This window comes from Haloferax sp. AB510, from assembly GCF_024136985.1.
Lineage (GTDB): Archaea > Halobacteriota > Halobacteria > Halobacteriales > Haloferacaceae > Haloferax.
Genome location: NZ_JAMYJY010000038.1, coordinates 1 through 17652, shown reverse-complemented (window position 1 = coordinate 17652; position 17652 = coordinate 1). Strand labels below are relative to the sequence as shown.

The 17652-nt window shown below is 66.6% G+C and carries 20 protein-coding genes and 1 pseudogene; 9 read left to right on the top strand and 12 right to left on the bottom strand.

Annotated features, from left to right (window positions below; translation table 11 throughout):
- Positions 1 to 93: 93 nt before the first annotated feature.
- Together NKF06_RS09435 and NKF06_RS09430 are read right to left on the bottom strand one after the other, a co-directional pair.
- Positions 94 to 1092: an ornithine cyclodeaminase family protein gene (locus NKF06_RS09435; RefSeq protein ID WP_058828239.1), complete on the bottom strand. Its 999-nt coding sequence runs from the start codon at positions 1090 to 1092 to the stop codon at positions 94 to 96.
- Positions 1093 to 1164: 72 nt separating this feature from the next.
- Positions 1165 to 1413, bottom strand: coding sequence for a hypothetical protein (locus NKF06_RS09430; protein ID WP_253245227.1), 249 nt, complete (start codon positions 1411 to 1413; stop codon positions 1165 to 1167).
- Between the two features lie 228 nt (positions 1414 to 1641).
- Here NKF06_RS09430 and NKF06_RS09425 point away from each other — a divergent pair, with 228 nt between their 5' ends.
- A complete protein-coding gene (locus NKF06_RS09425) occupies positions 1642 to 3012 on the top strand; it encodes an MFS transporter (protein WP_253245226.1) in 1371 nt (456 codons plus the stop codon).
- A gap of 60 nt (positions 3013 to 3072) precedes the next feature.
- Here the strand turns inward: NKF06_RS09425 and NKF06_RS09420 are convergent, their stop codons facing one another.
- Positions 3073 to 3489 (bottom strand): DUF3054 domain-containing protein, encoded by a 417-nt coding sequence (locus tag NKF06_RS09420; protein WP_058568944.1) that lies wholly within the window; start codon positions 3487 to 3489, stop codon positions 3073 to 3075.
- A gap of 21 nt (positions 3490 to 3510) precedes the next feature.
- Positions 3511 to 4092, bottom strand: a complete 582-nt coding sequence (locus tag NKF06_RS09415; protein ID WP_253245225.1) for a methyltransferase domain-containing protein — start codon at positions 4090 to 4092, stop codon at positions 3511 to 3513.
- Between the two features lie 58 nt (positions 4093 to 4150).
- Here NKF06_RS09415 and NKF06_RS09410 point away from each other — a divergent pair, with 58 nt between their 5' ends.
- The 3 genes from NKF06_RS09410 (at position 4151) to NKF06_RS09400 (ending at position 7210) form a co-directional block, all read left to right on the top strand.
- Positions 4151 to 4771, top strand: a complete 621-nt coding sequence (locus tag NKF06_RS09410) for a GNAT family N-acetyltransferase (RefSeq protein WP_253245239.1) — start codon at positions 4151 to 4153, stop codon at positions 4769 to 4771.
- 27 nt (positions 4772 to 4798) lie between these two features.
- Positions 4799 to 5779 carry a flap endonuclease-1 gene (gene fen, locus NKF06_RS09405; protein WP_253245224.1) on the top strand — a complete coding sequence of 327 codons (981 nt, stop codon included), beginning with the start codon at positions 4799 to 4801 and terminating at the stop codon, positions 5777 to 5779.
- A 66-nt stretch (positions 5780 to 5845) separates the two neighbouring features.
- The gene (locus tag NKF06_RS09400; RefSeq protein ID WP_253245223.1) at positions 5846 to 7210 is read left to right on the top strand and encodes a transcriptional initiation protein Tat; all 1365 of its coding nucleotides are present in this window, start codon (positions 5846 to 5848) and stop codon (positions 7208 to 7210) included.
- Between the two features lie 16 nt (positions 7211 to 7226).
- On the opposite strand, the gene NKF06_RS09395 is transcribed toward NKF06_RS09400, so the two are convergent.
- Positions 7227 to 8579, bottom strand: coding sequence for an aminotransferase class III-fold pyridoxal phosphate-dependent enzyme (locus tag NKF06_RS09395; protein WP_253245222.1), 1353 nt, complete (start codon positions 8577 to 8579; stop codon positions 7227 to 7229).
- Between the two features lie 221 nt (positions 8580 to 8800).
- On the opposite strand from NKF06_RS09395, the gene NKF06_RS09390 reads away from it, so the two are divergent.
- Positions 8801 to 10066: an AI-2E family transporter gene (locus NKF06_RS09390; RefSeq protein WP_253245238.1), complete on the top strand. Its 1266-nt coding sequence runs from the start codon at positions 8801 to 8803 to the stop codon at positions 10064 to 10066.
- Between the two features lie 14 nt (positions 10067 to 10080).
- Here NKF06_RS09390 and NKF06_RS09385 read toward each other — a convergent pair whose 3' ends face one another.
- Together NKF06_RS09385 and NKF06_RS09380 are read right to left on the bottom strand one after the other, a co-directional pair.
- Complete coding sequence (locus tag NKF06_RS09385; protein WP_004044685.1) at positions 10081 to 10368, bottom strand: PadR family transcriptional regulator; 288 nt, start codon at positions 10366 to 10368, stop codon at positions 10081 to 10083.
- A gap of 671 nt (positions 10369 to 11039) precedes the next feature.
- On the bottom strand, positions 11040 to 11186 hold the full coding sequence (locus NKF06_RS09380; RefSeq protein ID WP_004061251.1) for a hypothetical protein: 147 nt from the start codon (positions 11184 to 11186) through the stop codon (positions 11040 to 11042).
- A 142-nt stretch (positions 11187 to 11328) separates the two neighbouring features.
- On the opposite strand from NKF06_RS09380, the gene NKF06_RS09375 reads away from it, so the two are divergent.
- Together NKF06_RS09375 and NKF06_RS09370 are read left to right on the top strand one after the other, a co-directional pair.
- Positions 11329 to 12039, top strand: coding sequence for a hypothetical protein (locus NKF06_RS09375; protein ID WP_253245221.1), 711 nt, complete (start codon positions 11329 to 11331; stop codon positions 12037 to 12039).
- A gap of 59 nt (positions 12040 to 12098) precedes the next feature.
- A complete protein-coding gene (locus NKF06_RS09370) occupies positions 12099 to 12332 on the top strand; it encodes a flagella cluster protein (RefSeq protein ID WP_253245220.1) in 234 nt (77 codons plus the stop codon).
- Between the two features lie 24 nt (positions 12333 to 12356).
- Here NKF06_RS09370 and NKF06_RS09365 read toward each other — a convergent pair whose 3' ends face one another.
- The 5 genes from NKF06_RS09365 to glyA all read right to left on the bottom strand — a co-directional run bounded on the left by NKF06_RS09365 (position 12357) and on the right by glyA (position 16082).
- Positions 12357 to 12863: an NUDIX hydrolase gene (locus NKF06_RS09365; RefSeq protein WP_058828249.1), complete on the bottom strand. Its 507-nt coding sequence runs from the start codon at positions 12861 to 12863 to the stop codon at positions 12357 to 12359.
- A gap of 15 nt (positions 12864 to 12878) precedes the next feature.
- A complete protein-coding gene (folD, locus tag NKF06_RS09360; RefSeq protein ID WP_188148621.1) occupies positions 12879 to 13772 on the bottom strand; it encodes a bifunctional methylenetetrahydrofolate dehydrogenase/methenyltetrahydrofolate cyclohydrolase FolD in 894 nt (297 codons plus the stop codon).
- A gap of 98 nt (positions 13773 to 13870) precedes the next feature.
- Positions 13871 to 14440 (bottom strand): VIT1/CCC1 transporter family protein, encoded by a 570-nt coding sequence (locus tag NKF06_RS09355; protein ID WP_253245219.1) that lies wholly within the window; start codon positions 14438 to 14440, stop codon positions 13871 to 13873.
- Positions 14440 to 14739: a DUF211 domain-containing protein gene (locus NKF06_RS09350; RefSeq protein ID WP_008094865.1), complete on the bottom strand. Its 300-nt coding sequence runs from the start codon at positions 14737 to 14739 to the stop codon at positions 14440 to 14442. The genes NKF06_RS09355 and NKF06_RS09350 overlap by 1 nt, the downstream gene beginning before the upstream one ends.
- Before the next feature lie 95 nt (positions 14740 to 14834).
- Positions 14835 to 16082 carry a serine hydroxymethyltransferase gene (gene glyA, locus NKF06_RS09345; RefSeq protein ID WP_058568956.1) on the bottom strand — a complete coding sequence of 416 codons (1248 nt, stop codon included), beginning with the start codon at positions 16080 to 16082 and terminating at the stop codon, positions 14835 to 14837.
- Between the two features lie 366 nt (positions 16083 to 16448).
- On the opposite strand from glyA, the gene NKF06_RS09340 reads away from it, so the two are divergent.
- Together NKF06_RS09340 and NKF06_RS09335 are read left to right on the top strand one after the other, a co-directional pair.
- Complete coding sequence (locus tag NKF06_RS09340; RefSeq protein WP_253245218.1) at positions 16449 to 17276, top strand: DUF5821 family protein; 828 nt, start codon at positions 16449 to 16451, stop codon at positions 17274 to 17276.
- Positions 17277 to 17325: 49 nt separating this feature from the next.
- A pseudogene (locus NKF06_RS09335) lies at positions 17326 to 17652 on the top strand (bacteriocin biosynthesis protein SagD); the annotation flags it as partial.

Sequence of the window (17652 nt, the reverse complement as noted above, 5' to 3'; positions counted from 1 at the left end):
GCACGAACGCCGGTGACGGTCGTTTTTTGCCACGACGCCGCGACAACCGTCTCGCTGAGGCTCCGCGGGTCTATCGAAACCCCTCCGTCCGTTCTACTCCCCCGTGAGCGACTCGCTCGCCGGCGAGAAGTCGATAGTCGTCCCGAGTCCCTCCTCGCGCGCCTTCTCGTAGAGCATGTGCGCCGCGGCGACCGTCTCGATGCCCGTGCCGCCGCTGTCGAAGACGGTTATCTCCTCGTCGTCCTCGCGCCCGGCGGCGACGCCGGCGATGACCTCGCCGAGTTCGGCGTGGATGTGGTCTTCGTCCACGACGCCGGCCTCCACGGCGGCGAGGAACGACCCGGCGTCCATCGTGGCGCGCTCGCGGAGGTCGGGGACGTACGTCGCGCGCTCGATGGTCGTCTCGTCGAGTTCGCGCTTTTCAGGGTGGTACTGGCCCATCGCGGTGACGTGCGTGCCGGGTTCGAGCAGGTCGCCGTCGAACACCGGGTCCGTGGCAGTCGTGGCCGTGACGACGATGTCCGCGCCCTCGACGGCCGCGGCGCTGGAGGCGACGGCGGCGACGCTGGCGTCGAGCGCGCGGTCCATCTCGCCCGCGAACGACTCGCGACTCTCCTTCGTCGGCGAGTAGACCCAGACGGTGTCGAGGTCGCGGACGGTCGCGGCGGCCCGGAGCTGTCCGCGGGCCTGCGCGCCGCTTCCGATGAGCGCGAGCGTCGAGGCGTCGTCTCGGGCGAGGGCGTCGATGGCGACCCCGCCGGCCGCGCCGGTCTTGAAGGGGTTCATGCTCGCGCCGTCGAGGAGCGCCAGTGGCTCGCCGCTCTCCGCGTCGAAAAGCGGCGTCATGAACCACGCGTCCTCCGCACCGAAGCCGGCGGAGTACATGTAGCCGCCCATCGCGCCCGTCTCGGGGAGCACGGCCGCGTAGGAGGTGAGCATGCCCGGCGGCTCGCGGTTGAACAGCTTCGTCCGCGGCTCGGCCGGCGCGCCCTCCCCGCGCTGTCTGTAGCCCTCGCGGACGGCCGCGACGTACTCGGCCGGGGTTGCCAGTCCACTAACCTCGTCGCTCGTGAGGAACAACGTCGCTGTCATGGTCGGAAAAACGAGACCTTCGGTCAAAACCCTGCGGGCCGGCGAACCGACCGAACGGGCGCGGGTTGGGGGTTAGTCTGCGTCGAGGACCGAAGGAGAAGGCGCGTCAGCGGCGTTGGGACCGGTGTGTTCGTCGAGGTGGGCGGAGGACGGCGACGAGGGCCCGTTCACGAAGAGCGCGTGGCCGGTGAGGAGCGCGGCCATGCCCGCGGCCATCGGCACTGCCGTGGTCAACTGCAACCCGGCGACGGTAAGCGTGCCGGTGATGCCGAGGAGTGTGAGCGGAATGAGCCCAAGAATGTAGTCGTAATATCCGGTCATAATATATAGTATACTACGGACGTAAGTGGTATAGTTCTTTCCCATAGATGACTGATACTGTTTTTGTGGCCTCCGGATAACTTTTCCATAACTTATGGCTCGATAATCGCAAGACTGCGGAGGGTCTGTATTCCCAAGAGAACATCACAAATCCGATACTGTGGATTGTGCCTCTCGCCCGAACAGTCGGTCCGTGGCTCGCGTCGTCTGCCGGAACTCCACACGGTTATGGGAGTCGGTGCCGTGGCCGGAGACGTGAACCGCAACGACCGCTCAATCGTCGCGTTGGTGATGCTCGCCCACGGGATGGTCCACACGTACGAACTGTCCATCCCCATCTTCGTGGCCATCTGGCTCGGGGAGTTCGCGAGCATCGACCTCGGCCTCGCGACGGTTCCCGTCACGACCGCCTCGTTGGGCGTGATGACCGGCCTCGGCTTCGCGCTGTTCGGCCTCGGGGCGCTCCCCGGCGGCATCCTCGTCGACCGCGTCGGCTCCAAGCGCCTCATCGTCGCCTGTCTCCTCGGCATGGCCGGGTCGTTCGTCTTGCTTGCGCTGTCGCCGAACCTCGTCGTCGTCGCCCTCGCGCTCGTCGTCTGGGGTGCCGCGGCCAGCGTCTACCACCCCGCCGGACTCCGACTCATCAGCACCGGCGTCGAGGAACGCGGAACCGGCTTCGCCTACCACGGCATCGCCGGGAACCTCGGCATCGGTTTCGGCCCCTTCCTCACCGCGCTCCTCTTGTTGTTCTTCGACTGGCACCTCGTCGCCGCCGTGCTCGCGCTCCCGGCGCTCGTGGCCGCCGCGCTCGCGACCCGCGCCAACTTCGAAGAGCAGGCAGCGGTCGCCGCGACCGACGGCGGTGAGACGGGCGACACCGACGACGATGATGACACCGGGGGCGACGGCAAGGCCGGCACGGGCGTCTCCTCGTTCGCGGAACTGGTCTCGCAGTCGAAGCACCTCTTCGCCGGCGGGTTCGCGCTCGTCTTCGCGCTCGTGATGTTTTCGGGGCTGTACTACCGCGGCGTCACGACGTTCCTGCCGGACCTCCTCGGCTCCGTCATCGGCATCGAGCCGATTCCGGTCTCCGAACTCCTGCCCGCCGCCCTCGCGTCCGGGTCGGCCGGGGGCGCGCCGACGCTCGACGTGGAACTGTTCGTCTACGCCGGCCTCCTGACGGTCGGGGTCTTCGGGCAGTACGTCGGCGGCAAGCTCACCGACCGCATCAGGACCGAACGCGGCATCGTCGCCGGCTTCGGCGCGCTCGCCGTCATCGCCATCGCCTTTCTCCCCGTGGCGAGCCTCGGTGTCGGCCCGCTCCTCGCCATCTGTGCGCTCCTCGGCTTCTTCCTGTTCATGGTCCAGCCGTTCTATCAGGCGACCGTCGCGGAGTACACGCCCGCCGGTCTACGGGGACTCTCGTACGGGTTTACCTATCTCGGCGTGTTCGGCGTCGGCGCGCTCGGCGGTGCCATCGCCGGCTACATCCTCACCGTCGCCGACTCGACGGCGCTGTTCGTGGTCCTCGCCGGGTTCGCGGCGGCGGCGACGCTTCTCGGCGTGACGCTGTTGCGACGGCGGCCGACGCCCGCCTGAGAGCGGTCAATCGGCCGAAAAACAGTTTTTGACGGGTGAATTCGGTCCGGTCTCCGCGCCTCAGACGAGTTTGAAGTACAACGTCCGCCAGACCCCGAGCGCGACGGAGCCGAGCACCAGCATGACCGCGACGAACGTGAGTTCGACGCCGCCTTCGAAAAGCGGCGTCCAGCGAATCGCCATGCCGATGACGGTCGCCGCGAGCCACGAGCGAATGCCGAGCGGAACGGCCGACTTCGCCGACTCGGCCGCGCCCGGCGAGTACGCGCCCAACAGCGGGGCGGTGACGAGCCATCCGATGAGGAACGGGACCGCGGTGAGTACCCACCCGACCGGGTCGGCCGAGAGGTACGACACCCCGTTGTGCTGGACCACGCCGACGGTGACGAGGAGGAAGATGGCGAGCACGTCGCCCACGGCGATGGGTAACGCCCCGGCATCGAGTCGCTCCTCTAAGAACGAAGTCGAGGTTGCCATAGGCGAGGATTCGTCGCCCCCCTAATGGCTTTCCCGCTTTTTTCCGACCACCGTGTACTCGAAGCCCCGTTCGACCACGTCGGCATCGAACCCGACGCGTTCGAGGAACCGGACGAGTTCGTCGGGCGTAGCGAACGTGGACCCGAAGCCGACGACCCGCTCGGCGGCGACCAGCCCACGGCCGAGGAGCGTCTCGGGGTCGAACTCGTTGACGGCGAACACCCCGCCGGGCGCGAGGACGCGGAAGACCTCCTCGGCGACGCCCCGCTGGTTCGGCATGTGGTGGAAGGCGTCGACGACGGTCACGGCGTCGAGGGAGCCGTCGGCGAAGGGAAGCCCTCGAGCGTCGCCGCGGACGCAGTCGAGACCCCGTTCGCGCGCCCGGCGGAGCATCCCGGCCGAGCGGTCGAGGACAATTCGTTCGGGAACGTCGAGCGCGAGGGTCGCCCGCCCGGAGCCGCCGCCGATGTCGACGACGCGCTCGACGGGGCGGTCGGCGCGGTCGAGAGCCGTGCCGAGCGCGCCGGGGTCGGCGGGCGGCATCACGAGGTCGTAGACGGGTGCGAAGCGGTCGAAGAACCGAACGTCGCCTGCGCCGTGCATGCCCGACTCCACGTTCCCGCCGGGGAAGGTTCTTGCGCGCGGCGGTCCCATCTCGGCCATGGAGTTCGACCTGCTCGGGTGGCCCGAAGACGGGCCGCGGCTCCGCCTCGACTACCGGCGGTTCGCCTACGCGGGGAAGTTCGTCACCGCGGCGACGGGAAAGACGGTGCTCCGTGACCCCGACGAGCCGCTCCCGCCCCTCGACGACGACCGGCCCGCGCCGAGTGGCGGCCCCGACTCCCTGCCGCCGGTAGCCGAGGACGTGGTCGCCGCCGTCGCGTTCAACGAGGATCGGACCGACCCGACGACGCTCTGGCTCCGGTACGTCACGGTTCGGCAGGACCGCCGGGGTGACGGACTCGGCCCCGACCTCCTCCGTCGGACCTGCGAGGCCGCCGCCGACCGCGGCTACGAGACGGTCCGCATCGCCGCGAACAACCCCTTCGCCTACGAGGCGTGCCACAAAGCCGGATTCGGCTTCACGGGGCGCGAGACGGGCGTCGCCGAGTTGGTGCTTGAGCGCCCCGCCGGCGCGCCCGCGGCGGTTTCCCGCGAGACGTACCAGTCCGGCCTCGACCGTTACCGCGCCCGCGACCTCGGCGACCCGGAGCGATCGTTCCTCGCGGCGCGCGAGGGCGCGGCACCGCCCGAACTCGACGGCGTTCACTCGGACGATTGAAACCCTCGGCCCTCGAAGGCCGAGCAAATGGGAAACGCAGACCTGCGGACGCTCGCCGCGCTCTCCGAGGTGTCGTTCGACGAGGTGGCCGGGAGCGTCGTCGCCGTCGACGCCCACAACTGGCTGTACCGGTATCTCACGACGACGGTCAAGTGGACGAGTTCAGAGAAGTACACGACGAGCGAGGGCGAGGAGGTCGCCAACCTCGTCGGCATCGTCCAGGGACTCCCCAAGTTCTTCGAGCACGACCTGACGCCCGTCTTCGTCTTCGATGGCGGCGTCACCGAGATGAAAGACGACGAGGTGGCGAAGCGCCGCGAGAAGCGCGAGAAGGCCGAAGAGCGGCTCGAAGCGGCGCGTGAGGCGGGCGACGCGGTCGAAGCCGCCCGGATGGAAGCGCGCACTCAGCGGCTCACCGAGACGATTCAGGACACCAGCCGCGAACTCCTCTCGCTGCTCGACGTGCCGGTGGTCGAAGCGCCCGCCGAGGGCGAGGCACAGGCGTCCTACATGGCCCGTAAGGGCGACGCCGACTACGTGGGCAGCGAGGACTACGACACACTCCTGTTCGGCGCGCCCTACACGCTCCGACAGCTCACGAGCAAGGGGAACCCCGAGCTGATGGACCTCGACGCGACGCTCGACAAACACGACATCACCTACGAGCAACTCGTCGACATCGCCATGCTCTGCGGGACCGACTTCAACGAGGGCATCACGGGGATCGGCCCGAAGACGGCCGTGAAAGTCGTCACGGAACACGGCGACCTCTGGTCAGTCCTCGAAGCCCGCGGCGACACCATCCCCAACGCCGACCGGGTGCGCGAGTTCTTTTTGGACCCGCCGGTCACCGACGACTACGACTACGACACCGACATCGACCCGGACGTGGCCGCCGCCCGCGAGTTCGTCACCGAGACGTGGGAGGTCGACCCCGAGGAGGTCCGCCGCGGCTTCGAGCGCATTGAGGAGTCGGTCACGCAGACCGGCCTCGACCGCTGGACGTAGGGCGCGTTCGCATCGAGACAACAGCCCGCCGACACGTTTACACGGGCTGATTCGGAACTCCGGCGTGTGTCCCCCGACGACGCCCCTCCCGCAGACGACCCTCCCTCCGACGAACGCTCCTCGCTCTCGCGTCGCCAACTCCTCGGCCTCGTCGGCGGCGCGGGCGCGGTCGGCGGTATCGGTTGGTTCAGGCCGACGTGGCTCCCCGACCCGATTACGGACTGGCTGACGACGATGTACCCCGACCCGCCGAGCAACTACGTCTGGCAGCCGCCGGTGAGCGACGAACACGCCGACGCGGCGGTGCGGCGACTCGAAGAGACCGTCGAGCAGGCGAAGCAACTCCGCTCGCGCATCGACCACAATTCGGTGGACGAGGAGATGCGGTTTCACCTTCGCGGGTCGCCGGCGGGCGGTCACCTCGAATCCGCCAAAGAGGAACGAGACACCCGTGACCGTCTCTTCTCGGCAACCTACGGAATGCTGTTCGCCGGCGAAGCCGTCGGTTACGCGAAGATTGCACTCGGAGAGGAGGACCCGGATGCCCGTCTCGAACGCGGCCGTGAACTGTGGGAGGCGAGTGACGCGGTTGCGGACTCCATCTCTGCGTACCGTGTCTCCGACCCCGGCCGTGACCTCGGGTATCTCTACGCCATCGAACGCCAACTGGCCTTTGTGCGAATCAGTTCGAACTGGAATGGGACGTCCGTCGGCGGCGACCCCGACTCGGTAGACGAGTACTCGCCCCACGGACTCGCGAACACCTGGGGGTCGCAGTTGCAGGCGGAACAACGACTCGAAAACGCACGACACTACCGAGAGCAGTATCGCTCGGGTCTCGGAGACGACCCACAGCCGCATCGCGAGCGACTGGACGACGCGCTTCTCGGCCTCCTCGCCGAAACCGACCGGTTCCCGAGACGTGACCAGATGCGGACGAAACTCGAAGACGAACTCGAACTCGACCGGTCGTCGCCCTACGGTGCTGCCCGCTGGGAGTTGTACACGCTCTGTTTCGACAACGACTTCAGATTCTACGTCGACGACCTCCGACGAGACCTGACGGTCTTTCGCGTCGTGAAGACCGGTCAGGCCCTCCTCGCGCGACGGGCCCACGACTTCGCGCTCGACGCCCTCGACGTGGACCCCGGCGATACCGACTACGACTCCGGACGGTCGTTCCAGGCGAAACGCCGTGCGATGCGCAACTTTCGGGCGACACGCGACGAATACGACTCGAATTTCTCGGGCGTCGTCGCGAACGAGGTGGCGAGCATTATCCGCGGCGGCGACGTGGGCCTCGAAATCGGCGACGGGCCCGCGTGGAAAGAGCGCGTCGAATCGGCGGTGTACTACCTCGTCGGTGCCGGGATGATGCGCAACCTCGGTGATGTCGTCGACCCACTACTCCGAGTCGAAACGGACGGCTAAAACCGCGTGTGTCGGCCTACGACACGTCCTCGATAGCGTCCAGCAGCATCGTCGCGCCGAGGTCGATTTCGCGGGCGGTCACGTCGAGCGGCGGGAGGATTCGGAGCACCTTGTAGCCGCACGAGAGGGTCAGGAGGCCGCGCTTGAGGGCGGCTTCCTGCACGGCGTCGCGGCGTTCTTTGGTGTCGAACTCGACGCCGAGAAGCAGGCCCTTGCCGCGCACGTCCACGACGGTGTCGGGCGCGTCGTCGCGCATCCGCTCGATGAACTGCCGGCCGCGGGCGACGGCGTTGTCGAGCAGGTCGTACTCCTCGATGGCTTCGAGCGTGAACACGCCCTGCATCGACGAGACGATGTCGCCCGCGCCCCACGTCGAGGAGAGCCGCGAGGTCTCGTCGGGGAATATCTCGTCGTTCGAGATAGTCGCGCCGACGCGGAGGCCCTTCGCGCCGGTGATGATGTCGGGCTCAAGCGGGTAGTGGTCGGAGCCCCACATCTCGCCGGTGCGGCCGACGCCGGTCTGAATCTCGTCGGCGATGAGCGTCAGGTCGTAGTCGTCGACGACGGCGGCGAGTTCCTCGGCGAAGGCGTCCGACGGGAAGCGGTAGCCGCCCTCGCCCTGTATCGGTTCGACGATGACGTAGGCGACCTCGTCAGCGTCGATGTGGCCCTTCTTCGGGTGGAGCTTCTGTCGGAGTTTGGAGACGGCGGCGCCGGCGTCGGGGAAGAAGCCGCAGGAACACGTCTCGGGCGAGCAGGTCCGGTCGTCGCAGAACGGCACGTCGAGGACGCCCGAAATCTCGGGGAACTTGCGGCGGTAGACCGACTTCGAGCGGTTGAGCGAGAGCGCACCGAGAGTGCGGCCGTGGAACGCGCCCTCGAAGGTGACGCCATACTTCGCGCCGTCGGCGTGGTCGTAGGCGATTTTGATGGCGTTCTCGACGGCCTCGGCTCCGGAGTTCGACAGGAACACCGTGTCCATCCCGTAGTGGCTCGTGAGGTCGGTCAGTTTGTCCATGAGCGCGGCGGGGCCGGGAAGCCGCTCCTCGCCGGGTGCGGAGCCATCGCTGACGTAGAAGTCCTGGCCGGCGATTTTCGTCGGGTCGACGAGGTCGAACTCGGCCATGCGGTCCATGAGCTTCGGGTTGTTGTAGCCGAGCGGGGCGGCCGCGACGTGGCTCGTGAAATCGAGGAGGACGTTACCGTCGACGTCGGTGCAGAAGGGCCCTTCGGACTCAGCCGTGATGTCCCAGACGAAGTCGTAGACGTACGTGCTCGGCGCGGCGTGTTCGTGATGGTACTCCACCCACTCGCGCGCTTTCTCGCCGGGCATCGAATCGACGCGTGGCACCGCCGTCTCTCGGTCCATGCGCCTCGGTACGAAGACCCGTGTGTTAAGATATTCGTTATTAATGGTGCAATATCAGCCGGGAAGCGGTCCAGTCTGTCGGTTTCACCCCGCGAACGGAAGGGTTCGGCGACCGAACGTGACGGTAGCGCGTCGTGACCTGTCGCTCCCGCGATAGGCTTTTGACGCCTCCGCGTCCGTGGTTGGGTATGGCTCTCCGTGACATTCAGCGCTCCCGGGCGATGTGGTGGGCGCTCGCGTTGGTCCTCGCGGGCGCGCTCGCCTACGTCGTCTACTCTTTCATCGGGACGTTCGTCTTCGGTCTCTTCATCTACTACGCTACGCGGCCCATCTACCGGCGGATTCGGAGGCGGGTAAAGCCTCCGAGCCTCGCGGCGGCTGTGGCGCTTTTCGCCCTCGCGCTCCCCGCGCTCGGACTCGTCGCCTACGCCGCGACCATCGCCCTCCGCGAGTTCCTGAAATACGCCGACCAACTCTCCTCCGACGAGGTACCCATCGACCTCGAAGCCTACGGCATCGACCCCACGCTGTTGGAGGGAATCGCCAGCCCGCAGGCGCTGTTGGAGTACGACTTCCGGTCGGTGTTGACGCCCGAGGCGATTAGCTCGGTGTTCGATTCGCTGAGCGTCGCCGCCAACACATTCGCGTTCCTCGGTATCGGCGCGATTCACCTGTTCGTCATGATCGCGTTCGCGTTCTACCTCCTCCGCGACGGCCACCGACTCCGCCGGTGGGGCCAGTCGATGTTCGCCGACGACCACGGCATCCTCGAGGCCTACATGCGCGGCGTGGACCGCGATTTCAACAACATCTTCTTCGGCAACATCCTGAACGCCATCCTCACGGGCACCATCGGCGTCATCGCGTACTCGCTTTTGAACGTCATTGCGCCCGTGGGCGTCCACATCCCCGCACCGGCGCTTATCGGCCTGCTCGCTGGGGTCGCGAGCCTCATTCCCGTCGTCGGGATGAAGCTCGTCTACGTCCCCGTCGCGGCCTACATGGCTCTCGAAGCGACGATTGCCAACCCCCCCGGGTTCTGGTTCGTCCTGCTTTTCGCTGCCGTCTCGTTCGTCATCGTGGATACGATTCCCGACCTCGTACTCCGGCCGTACGTCTCCGGACGGAGCCTCCACGTCGGGGCCGTGATGCTCGCCTACACGTTCGGTCCGCTCCTGTTCGGCTGGTACGGCATCTTCCTCATGCCGATGATACTCGTGCTGTTCGTGAATTTCGTCCGGCTCGTTCTGCCGGAGCTCTTGGCGGGGAAGCCGATTCGGCCGTACATGGTCGACCCCGCATATCTGGTCGACGGCCCGCCAGTCGACGAGTTGACCGTCGACGAGGCGGACGACGCACCGCGAGAAACAGCCGCGACCGACCAGCCGGGAGAGAGCGAATCGGACGAGCTAGAGACGTTTACCGACCGAGACGAGAAATCGAGTCGTGACTCACGGTCGCCGTCCGACGCCGGCGTGGACGGGTAGTCCGAGTCGCCCGCTCACGCTTCGAAGTCTTCGGGGACGTACTCCGCTTCCCACTCGTCGCGGGCCTTTATCTCGCGGCGACCGCGGCGGGTGAGCGTGTAGTAGTTGGTCCGGCGGTCGCGCTGGCCCTTGTCGACCAGCCCCTTCTCGACGAGCGTGTCGAGGTTGGGGTAGAGCCGCCCGTGGTGAATCTCCTTTTCGTAGTAGGCTTCGAGTTCTTCTTTGATGGCGAGTCCGTGCGGCTCTTCGAGACCCGCGATGACGTACAGCAGGTCTCGCTGGAATCCTGTCAGGTCGTACATCGGTAAATTCGACTCGTATGTTACTGTCTAATTCAGATAAGCATATCGGCCTCGACCGACGATTCTCCCTCGAAAACCCGCTAGTCTCCGAGATACTCCGCCAGCAATCATGTAGTCCAAATTACTAATTTTCCGAAGTTGCCGTTTCGATGTCCGGATATGTCCACAACTGGACGGCTCGGGCAAATTAAGCGAGCAGATTGTTAATTGTTATCAATGGACAACTCCTCGACTATCCAAAACAGAAATCCGAGACGAGGTGACAGCGTCACCACTCTCTCGGAGCAGCCGGCGGCGGGTCGAACACCTAGCTTGTGTGATACGGTCGAGTTGACGAGTCGGATGACACCGAGAACGGTCGGGGTCGGAACTCGGATGCACTCGAACGAAGCGCGGGTGGAACAGTCGCTCGTGGGTCGTAGCTTCGTGCAGAAGGAAAGCAAGCCGTGCCGGAAATCTCCGGCACGGCATGCCGCCCTGAATTGGTCCCCGCTGACGCTTCGGCCCTCCAAAGCGAAGCGTCACTATCGGCTACTGTTCGGTTTTACTTAAAGATAACGACGCGTGCCAAACATTGACAACGCGGCAAACAGTCCGTCTGAGTGGCACGCACGCGCCGAATTCCGGAAACGATGCGGTTCCAGCCTGCTAAAAGATTTATGTTACTGTAATCACATGTGTTCCTCTTCCAGCACCCAGCCGAGCGCCCGCTTGTAGTGCGTCATGAGCTTTCTGACCCCCTCGTGTCGCATCTCTTCGGAGTCGAGTTCGTCCTTCAGGAACTCGTACTGCTCTCGGACCTCGGATTCGCTTCGCATACGTCGATGGTGGGTCGCCGGACCTATGTAGCCCGGCGGTCGCTCGGGTAGCGACCGACCGCGGCGGGGGCGACTCGCTTCGTGCCAGACTCCCCCGCGCCGGGTCGCCGTGCTTTTGCGCCGTCGGGGCGAACCCAGTCGCATGGAGATACGCGGCGAGCGCGAGTGCAAAGAGTGCGACCACCGATGGTCGTACTACGAGACGGGAAGCGTATCGTGCCCGCAGTGCGGGAGCCTCCGGAGCGTCGGCGTCGGCGACAGGGAACGTCACACCGCCATGCAGGTCGACCTCGACCTCTCGGCGCACCGGTCGGCCGTCGGCGACGGGTCGCTTCGCGACGCCGCCCCGGCGTTGAAGTCCGACCTCCGCGACTACATCCGGCAGACGGGCTACATCTATGGGGGCGAACTACTCCCCCTCGGTGACACCCCGCTGGCGGCTCACGAACTGCTCCACGCGGTCGACGTGGTCGCCCGGTCGAACCGCCCCACGGACGACGAACAACTCTACGTCATCACCCTGCTCCGACGCGCCGACGAGGGAGAGCGCCCCGACCCCGACGCCGTGCCCGACTCGATGGCCGACGCCCGCGGCCTCGCCTACGCCGAGGCCATCGACGCCTACTGCCGCGACCTCTCGACGTGGCTCGACGACAACCCGAACCCCGAGGTCAGGACGACGCTCGAAACCCTCTCGAACCACCGCAAGCGCGTCGAGGCACTCGACGGGGCCGTCTCGCTTGCGGAGTCCGAGGCGCTCGTCGAGGCCGCCCGCGAGCTACACACCGCGCTCGTCGACGACGACCTCGACGCGCTCGCGTCGGCCCGCGACACGCTCGCGGCGCTGTTCTGAGGCCGCCCGACCACCGCGCTCACCGAACGTTTTTGCCTCGTGGCGACCCTTCGCTGACGATGACTGCCGGATTCGACATCCACGAGGTGCGCCACCGGGTGAAACTGCTCCGCGACGACGGCGACACGATGCTCGTCGAGAACCGCGACGGCGTGGCCTGTCCGGCCTGCAGTGACGACTTCTCGCAACTGCTCATCTCCGACCGGGACGCGCACAGCTTCGACGTGGACGCCGACACCCGCTTTTGCGTCCGGCGGGACAACGACCGACTACTCGTGGCGACTCACGAGTGAGAAAAGACCGCTGTCGAACGGGCGTCAGCGCCCGAGAAGAAACCGAATCAGCCCGCGGTCCAGCGTGTCGTCGGGGAGCGTCTCAAACCACGCCACGTCGGCGATGGCCTCGTCTTCGAGACCGGGGTCGTCGGTGAGGTCTCCCGCGACGGTCGCCTCGTAAATCGCGAACCGAAAGCTCGCGGCGTCGTCGCCGTGGTGAAACGACTGCTCCGTGACGACTCGAAGCGCGCCCACGTCGGCGTCGAGGCCGGTCTCCTCGGCGACCTCGCGGACCAACGCCTCCCGTCTCGTCTCGCCGGCTTCGACGCCGCCGCCGGGGAGGACCCACTGGCCGTCCTGTCGGACGAGAAGCACCGCACCGTCGCGCTCGCAGAGCGCGCCGACGCCCCAGTCGAGGCCGCCCTCGATGCGCTCGACGGCGCGGGAGAACGCCTCGGCGTCGAGGTCGTGGCGGTTCCGACGCCGGATGACGCCGTCCACGTCGTACGTCCACTCGCCGTCGATGTCGGCGTCTGACGGGGGACTCACGGTTCTCGACCCGATTCAGGGGAGGTCCACGTCGATGCCCTCGGCCTCGGCGGCGGCCTTCACGGTGTTCCAGAGGAGCATCGCGCGGGTCATCGGGCCGACGCCGCCGGGGACGGGCGTGATGGCGCTGGCCTTCTCCTTCGCGGAGTCGAACTCGACGTCGCCGACGAGTTCGTAGCCCTTCTCGTTGTCCGCGTCGACGCGGTTGACACCCACGTCGATGACGACGACGCCCTCGGAGAGCATGTCGCCGGTGACGAGTTCGGGGACGCCCGCGGCCGCGACGACGATGTCGGCCTCGCGGGTCTTCGCGGCGAGGTCGTCGGTGCGCGAGTGGCAGACCGTGACCGTGGCGTTGCCGCCTTCGGCCTTCTGGATGAGCAGGTTCGCCATCGGCTTGCCGACGATGTCCGAGCGGCCGACGACGACCACGTCAGCGCCTTCGGTCTCCACGTCGGCGGCGGCGAGAAGCTTCTGGACGCCGTGGGGCGTACAGGGTTTGAAGCGGGCGTCGCCGGCGACGAGGCGGCCAACGTTCTCGGGGTGGAAGCCGTCCACGTCCTTGGCGGGGTCGATACGGCGGAGGACCGTCCGGTCGTCGACGTGGTCGGGGACGGGCATCTGGACGAGGATACCGTGGACCTCGTCGTCGTCGTTGAGGTCGTCGACGAGCGAGTAGAGTTCGTCGGCGGGCGTCTCGGGGTCGAGTTCGTAGTCGAACGCCTCGATGCCGACCTCCTCGCAGTCGCGCTGCTTCATCGAGACGTACGTTTCGCTGGCGGGGTCGTCGCTCATCAGCACGGTGGCGAGACCCGGCTTCACACCGGCCTCGTCGAGCGCGTCGATGGCGTCGGCCAACCCGTCTCGAATCTCTTCGGCGACGGCGTTGCCGTCGATGATGGTCGTCATTGTCTCAGACAGCGCACCCCGACCATTTCAAGGATTCGGATTCGTGCGTATTCTGGGCTTCAAGGAGGTCAAAATATGCACGAAGATGGCTAAAACAGTCACCCGAACAGCAGGTTCACGGCGGCCACCGCGACGCCCGCGAGCGCCATCCGCAGGCCGGCGACGTACCATCGCTGGTCCGATATCGACCCCATGTACGCGCCGAACGAAAAGAGGATGCCCGTCCCGAGGCTGACCGAGGCGAGCGTCGCCCACGCCATCGACAGCAGCGTGCCAACCGCGAGAAACGGAAGCAGTGGTACGACGATGCCGACCAACGGGCCGAGTCCGCTGGCGGCCGCGTTGATTCCTCGCGCCGCGACCTTGTCGCGTTCGACCGCGGTCCCGCCGAGGTCGGTTAGCATGGCCTCTTCGATGCGGCCCAACTCGGCTCGCTTCTCGGCGCGCTCTATCTCCCAGACGCTCCAGACGCCGGAGGTGGTCAGGCCCACCGCCGCGCCGACGCCGATTTTCACGACCGTCAGCCCCTCCGTGACGCCGGTGAGGTACGTGCCGATGACGAGACCGATGCAGGTCAGCGCCCCGTCGAAGCCGTTCGAGACGAAGTACCGGCGGGAGATGGCGCGGACGCGGTCGTCGCGCAGGAGCGAAGCGAGACGAGCCGACATCACGACGACGACGGGTCCTGCGGCTGGTCCCGGTACGCAACCAGCGTCTCGCCCGCAACCACTTCGTCGACGGAGTGGACCGTCCCGCCGAGGTCGCGAATCCGTCGTTCCACCTCGTCGTCGTCGACGGCCTCGCCCTCCACGACGAGTCTGAGGTTCTGGACCTCGCGGTCGGTTTCGAGGAGGGTCGCGTTCACGCCGGCCACGCCGGCCGCGTCGGCGACCTCGCGGGCGAACTCAACCGTCGACGGCGAGTGGGGTTTCAACACGTCGAGAACGAGCCGACGAATCGGAGCCATGTCGAGTGGCGATACGGCGGCGCGGCTAATAGTGTTACTTGGGAGAGGGGTTTGAGAACCGGGCGAGCGGGACCGTGATAGCCCCGTCTGGACCCTTACTCGTACAGCGGGTTCGCGTCGCAGAGTTCCTGCACGCGCTCGGAGACTTCCGCGAGCACGTCGTCGTCCTCGGGGGCGTCGACGACCTTCACGATGAGTTCGCCGACTTCGCGAATCTCGTCTTCGCCGAAACCGCGGGTGGTGAGCCCGGGCGTGCCGGCGCGGATACCGCTGGGGTTGAACGCCGAGCGCGTCTCGCCGGGGACGGTGTTCGCGTTCAGCACGATACCCGTCGATTCGAGGGCCTCCTCGGCGGTGCCGCCGGTGAGATCGGGATGCGAGTCGCGGAGGTCAACGAGCACGAGATGCGTGTCGGTGCCGCCGGAGACGACGCTGAGACCGTGGTCCTGGAACGTCTCGGCGAGCACCTTCGCGTTGTCGACGACCTGCTGAGCGTACTCCTCGAACTCGGGCTGGAGCGCTTCCTTGAAGCCGACGGCCTTGCCGGCGATGTTGTGCATGAGGGGACCGCCCTGCGCGCCGGGGAACACGGCACTGTCGATGTCGGAGGCGTACTCCTCGTCGCACATGATGATGCCGCCGCGGCCGGCGCGGATGGTCTTGTGGGTCGAGCCGGTGACGAAGTCGGCGACGCCGACCGGCGAGGGGTGGACGCCGGCGGCGACGAGGCCCGTGATGTGGGCGATGTCGGCGAGATGGAGCGCGTCCACGTCGTCGGCGACCTCCTGAATCGTCTCCCACTCGACGGCGCGCGGGTACGCGGAGTAGCCGGAGACGATGATGTCCGGCTCGAACTCCGCGGCCTTCTCCGCGAGCTGGTCGTAGTCGATGTAACCGCTTTCGGCGTCGACTTCGTACTGTTCGACGTCGTAGAGCTTGCCCGTGAAGTTCGCGGGGTGGCCGTGGCTCAAGTGGCCGCCGTGGGTCAGGTCGAGCGAGAGAATCTTGTCGCCGGGTTCGAGCATGGCGAGGTAGACGCCCATGTTGGCCTGCGTGCCGGAGTGGGGCTGGACGTTGACGTGCTCTGCGCCCCAGAGTTCCTTCGCGCGCTCGACGGCGAGGTTCTCCACGTCGTCGGCGTACTCACAGCCAGCGTAGTAGCGCTTGCCGGGATAGCCTTCGGCGTACTTGTTCGTCAGCGCGCTCCCCTGCGCTTCGAGGACCGCTTCGCTGACGTGGTTCTCCGAGGCGATCATCGCGAGCGTGTCGCGCTGGCGTTCGACCTCGCCGTCGAGGGCGTCTGCCACGGCGGGGTCGACGTCGCGGACGTGGCTGTAGTCCATACGTAGTATCGGGTCCAATTACGGCATAAATGTGTCCCATTTGGCTACGCCTGCCGGTGTTGTGTTGCACACCCGTGTATATTCTGTGTTGTGCTATCGTGAACAGATACACGAACGCGCGATACCGAACGTCTCCGACGTGTCCCCGAGCCGAACTGACTGCCGAGGCCGACCACCGTGGGCGACAACTCCCGGACGGACAGGGCTCCCGGTTCGCCCTCGATTTTCCCGCTCATCGGTAGGAGTAAAATTTCTGAAACGAAATGCTCAATTCGCGCGATACAGCGTTGGTACAACTCGATTTCGAATACGTTCTGCCGGTCGTCTTGCGTTAATATTAAATATATTACTGGCGATATTCAAGCTATGGCTATTCGTTCTAATCTACTCGCTGAGGGGGTAGGAGACATCATCGAGTCCGTCCTCTCCTCGTCGGAAGACGAGGTGTTGGTCGCGAACCCGACCGCCGAGGTCATCGAGGGACTCGTCGCCGTGGCGACCGACATCGACGGCGACCTGCCGGAAATCCGTCTCGTCGCCGACGAGAGCGTCCTGAAGGACGTGCTCGACGACTTCATCGTCGCCGCGAACGCCGCGAACCTCGTCGCCGACGGCGTGCTCTCGATGCGGACCGCCGACGACGAAGTCGAGAACACGCTGTTCGTCACGCCGAACTCGGTCGTCGCGCTCGTTGCCGCCGGTGACAAGGTCGCCGGCCTCGTCACCGACGACGAGGCGTTCGTCGAGACGGCGTTCGAGGCCCATCAGGCCCACTGGGCGGATGCACCCGAGTTCAAGCTCCGGACCCCGCCGCTCTCGCGCGTCCGCGAAACGCTCGGTGAGGATATCGGCGAAGAGACGCTCGCCGACTTCGACGCCGTGCTCGCTTCGCTGTCGTCGGCTCGCGGCGACGGCGACGGCCTTGACGAGGTGACTATCTCGCTTCTTGTCGCCGCCCGCAACGAGGTTCTCCTCTACGACATCTCGAAGTGGGGCGAAGACGTGGGTATCGCCAGCAAGGCGACCTTCTCCCGGACGAAAACGAAGCTCGAAGAACTCGGCCTCATCGACACCGAGAAAGTACCCATCGACGTCGGTCGCCCGCGGCTCCGCCTGAAGCTCGGCGCGGACGCACTCGTCGCCGCCAGCGTGGACGAACTGGCCGACGAGGCTCAGAAACTGCTCGACGCGTAACCGACCGCGACCCCCTCGATTTTTCCCGCCGCCGCACCTCGTCGCGCGCATGAACATTGGACTCGTCGGGAGCGGTCCCGCCGCCGAATCGATTCGCGCGGCGTGCGCCGACATCGACGCAACGGTCGCTGAGACGGCCCCCGACTCGCTCGGTTCGTTCGACCTCGGCTTCGTCGTCGCCGCGGCCGGCAGCGACGCCTTCGACGCGGCCGACGACGCCGCTTCGAGATGGCTCGCGGTCGAAGTCGGCGGTATCGGCGGTCACTCCGTGGACGACTTGGACGCGGCCGTGTCAGCGTTCGACCCCGCCAGCGCCGACTTCGCGGACCTCCGGGCGCGCGTCGCGTCCACCACGGAGTCGGAGGGTCGCCCCGGC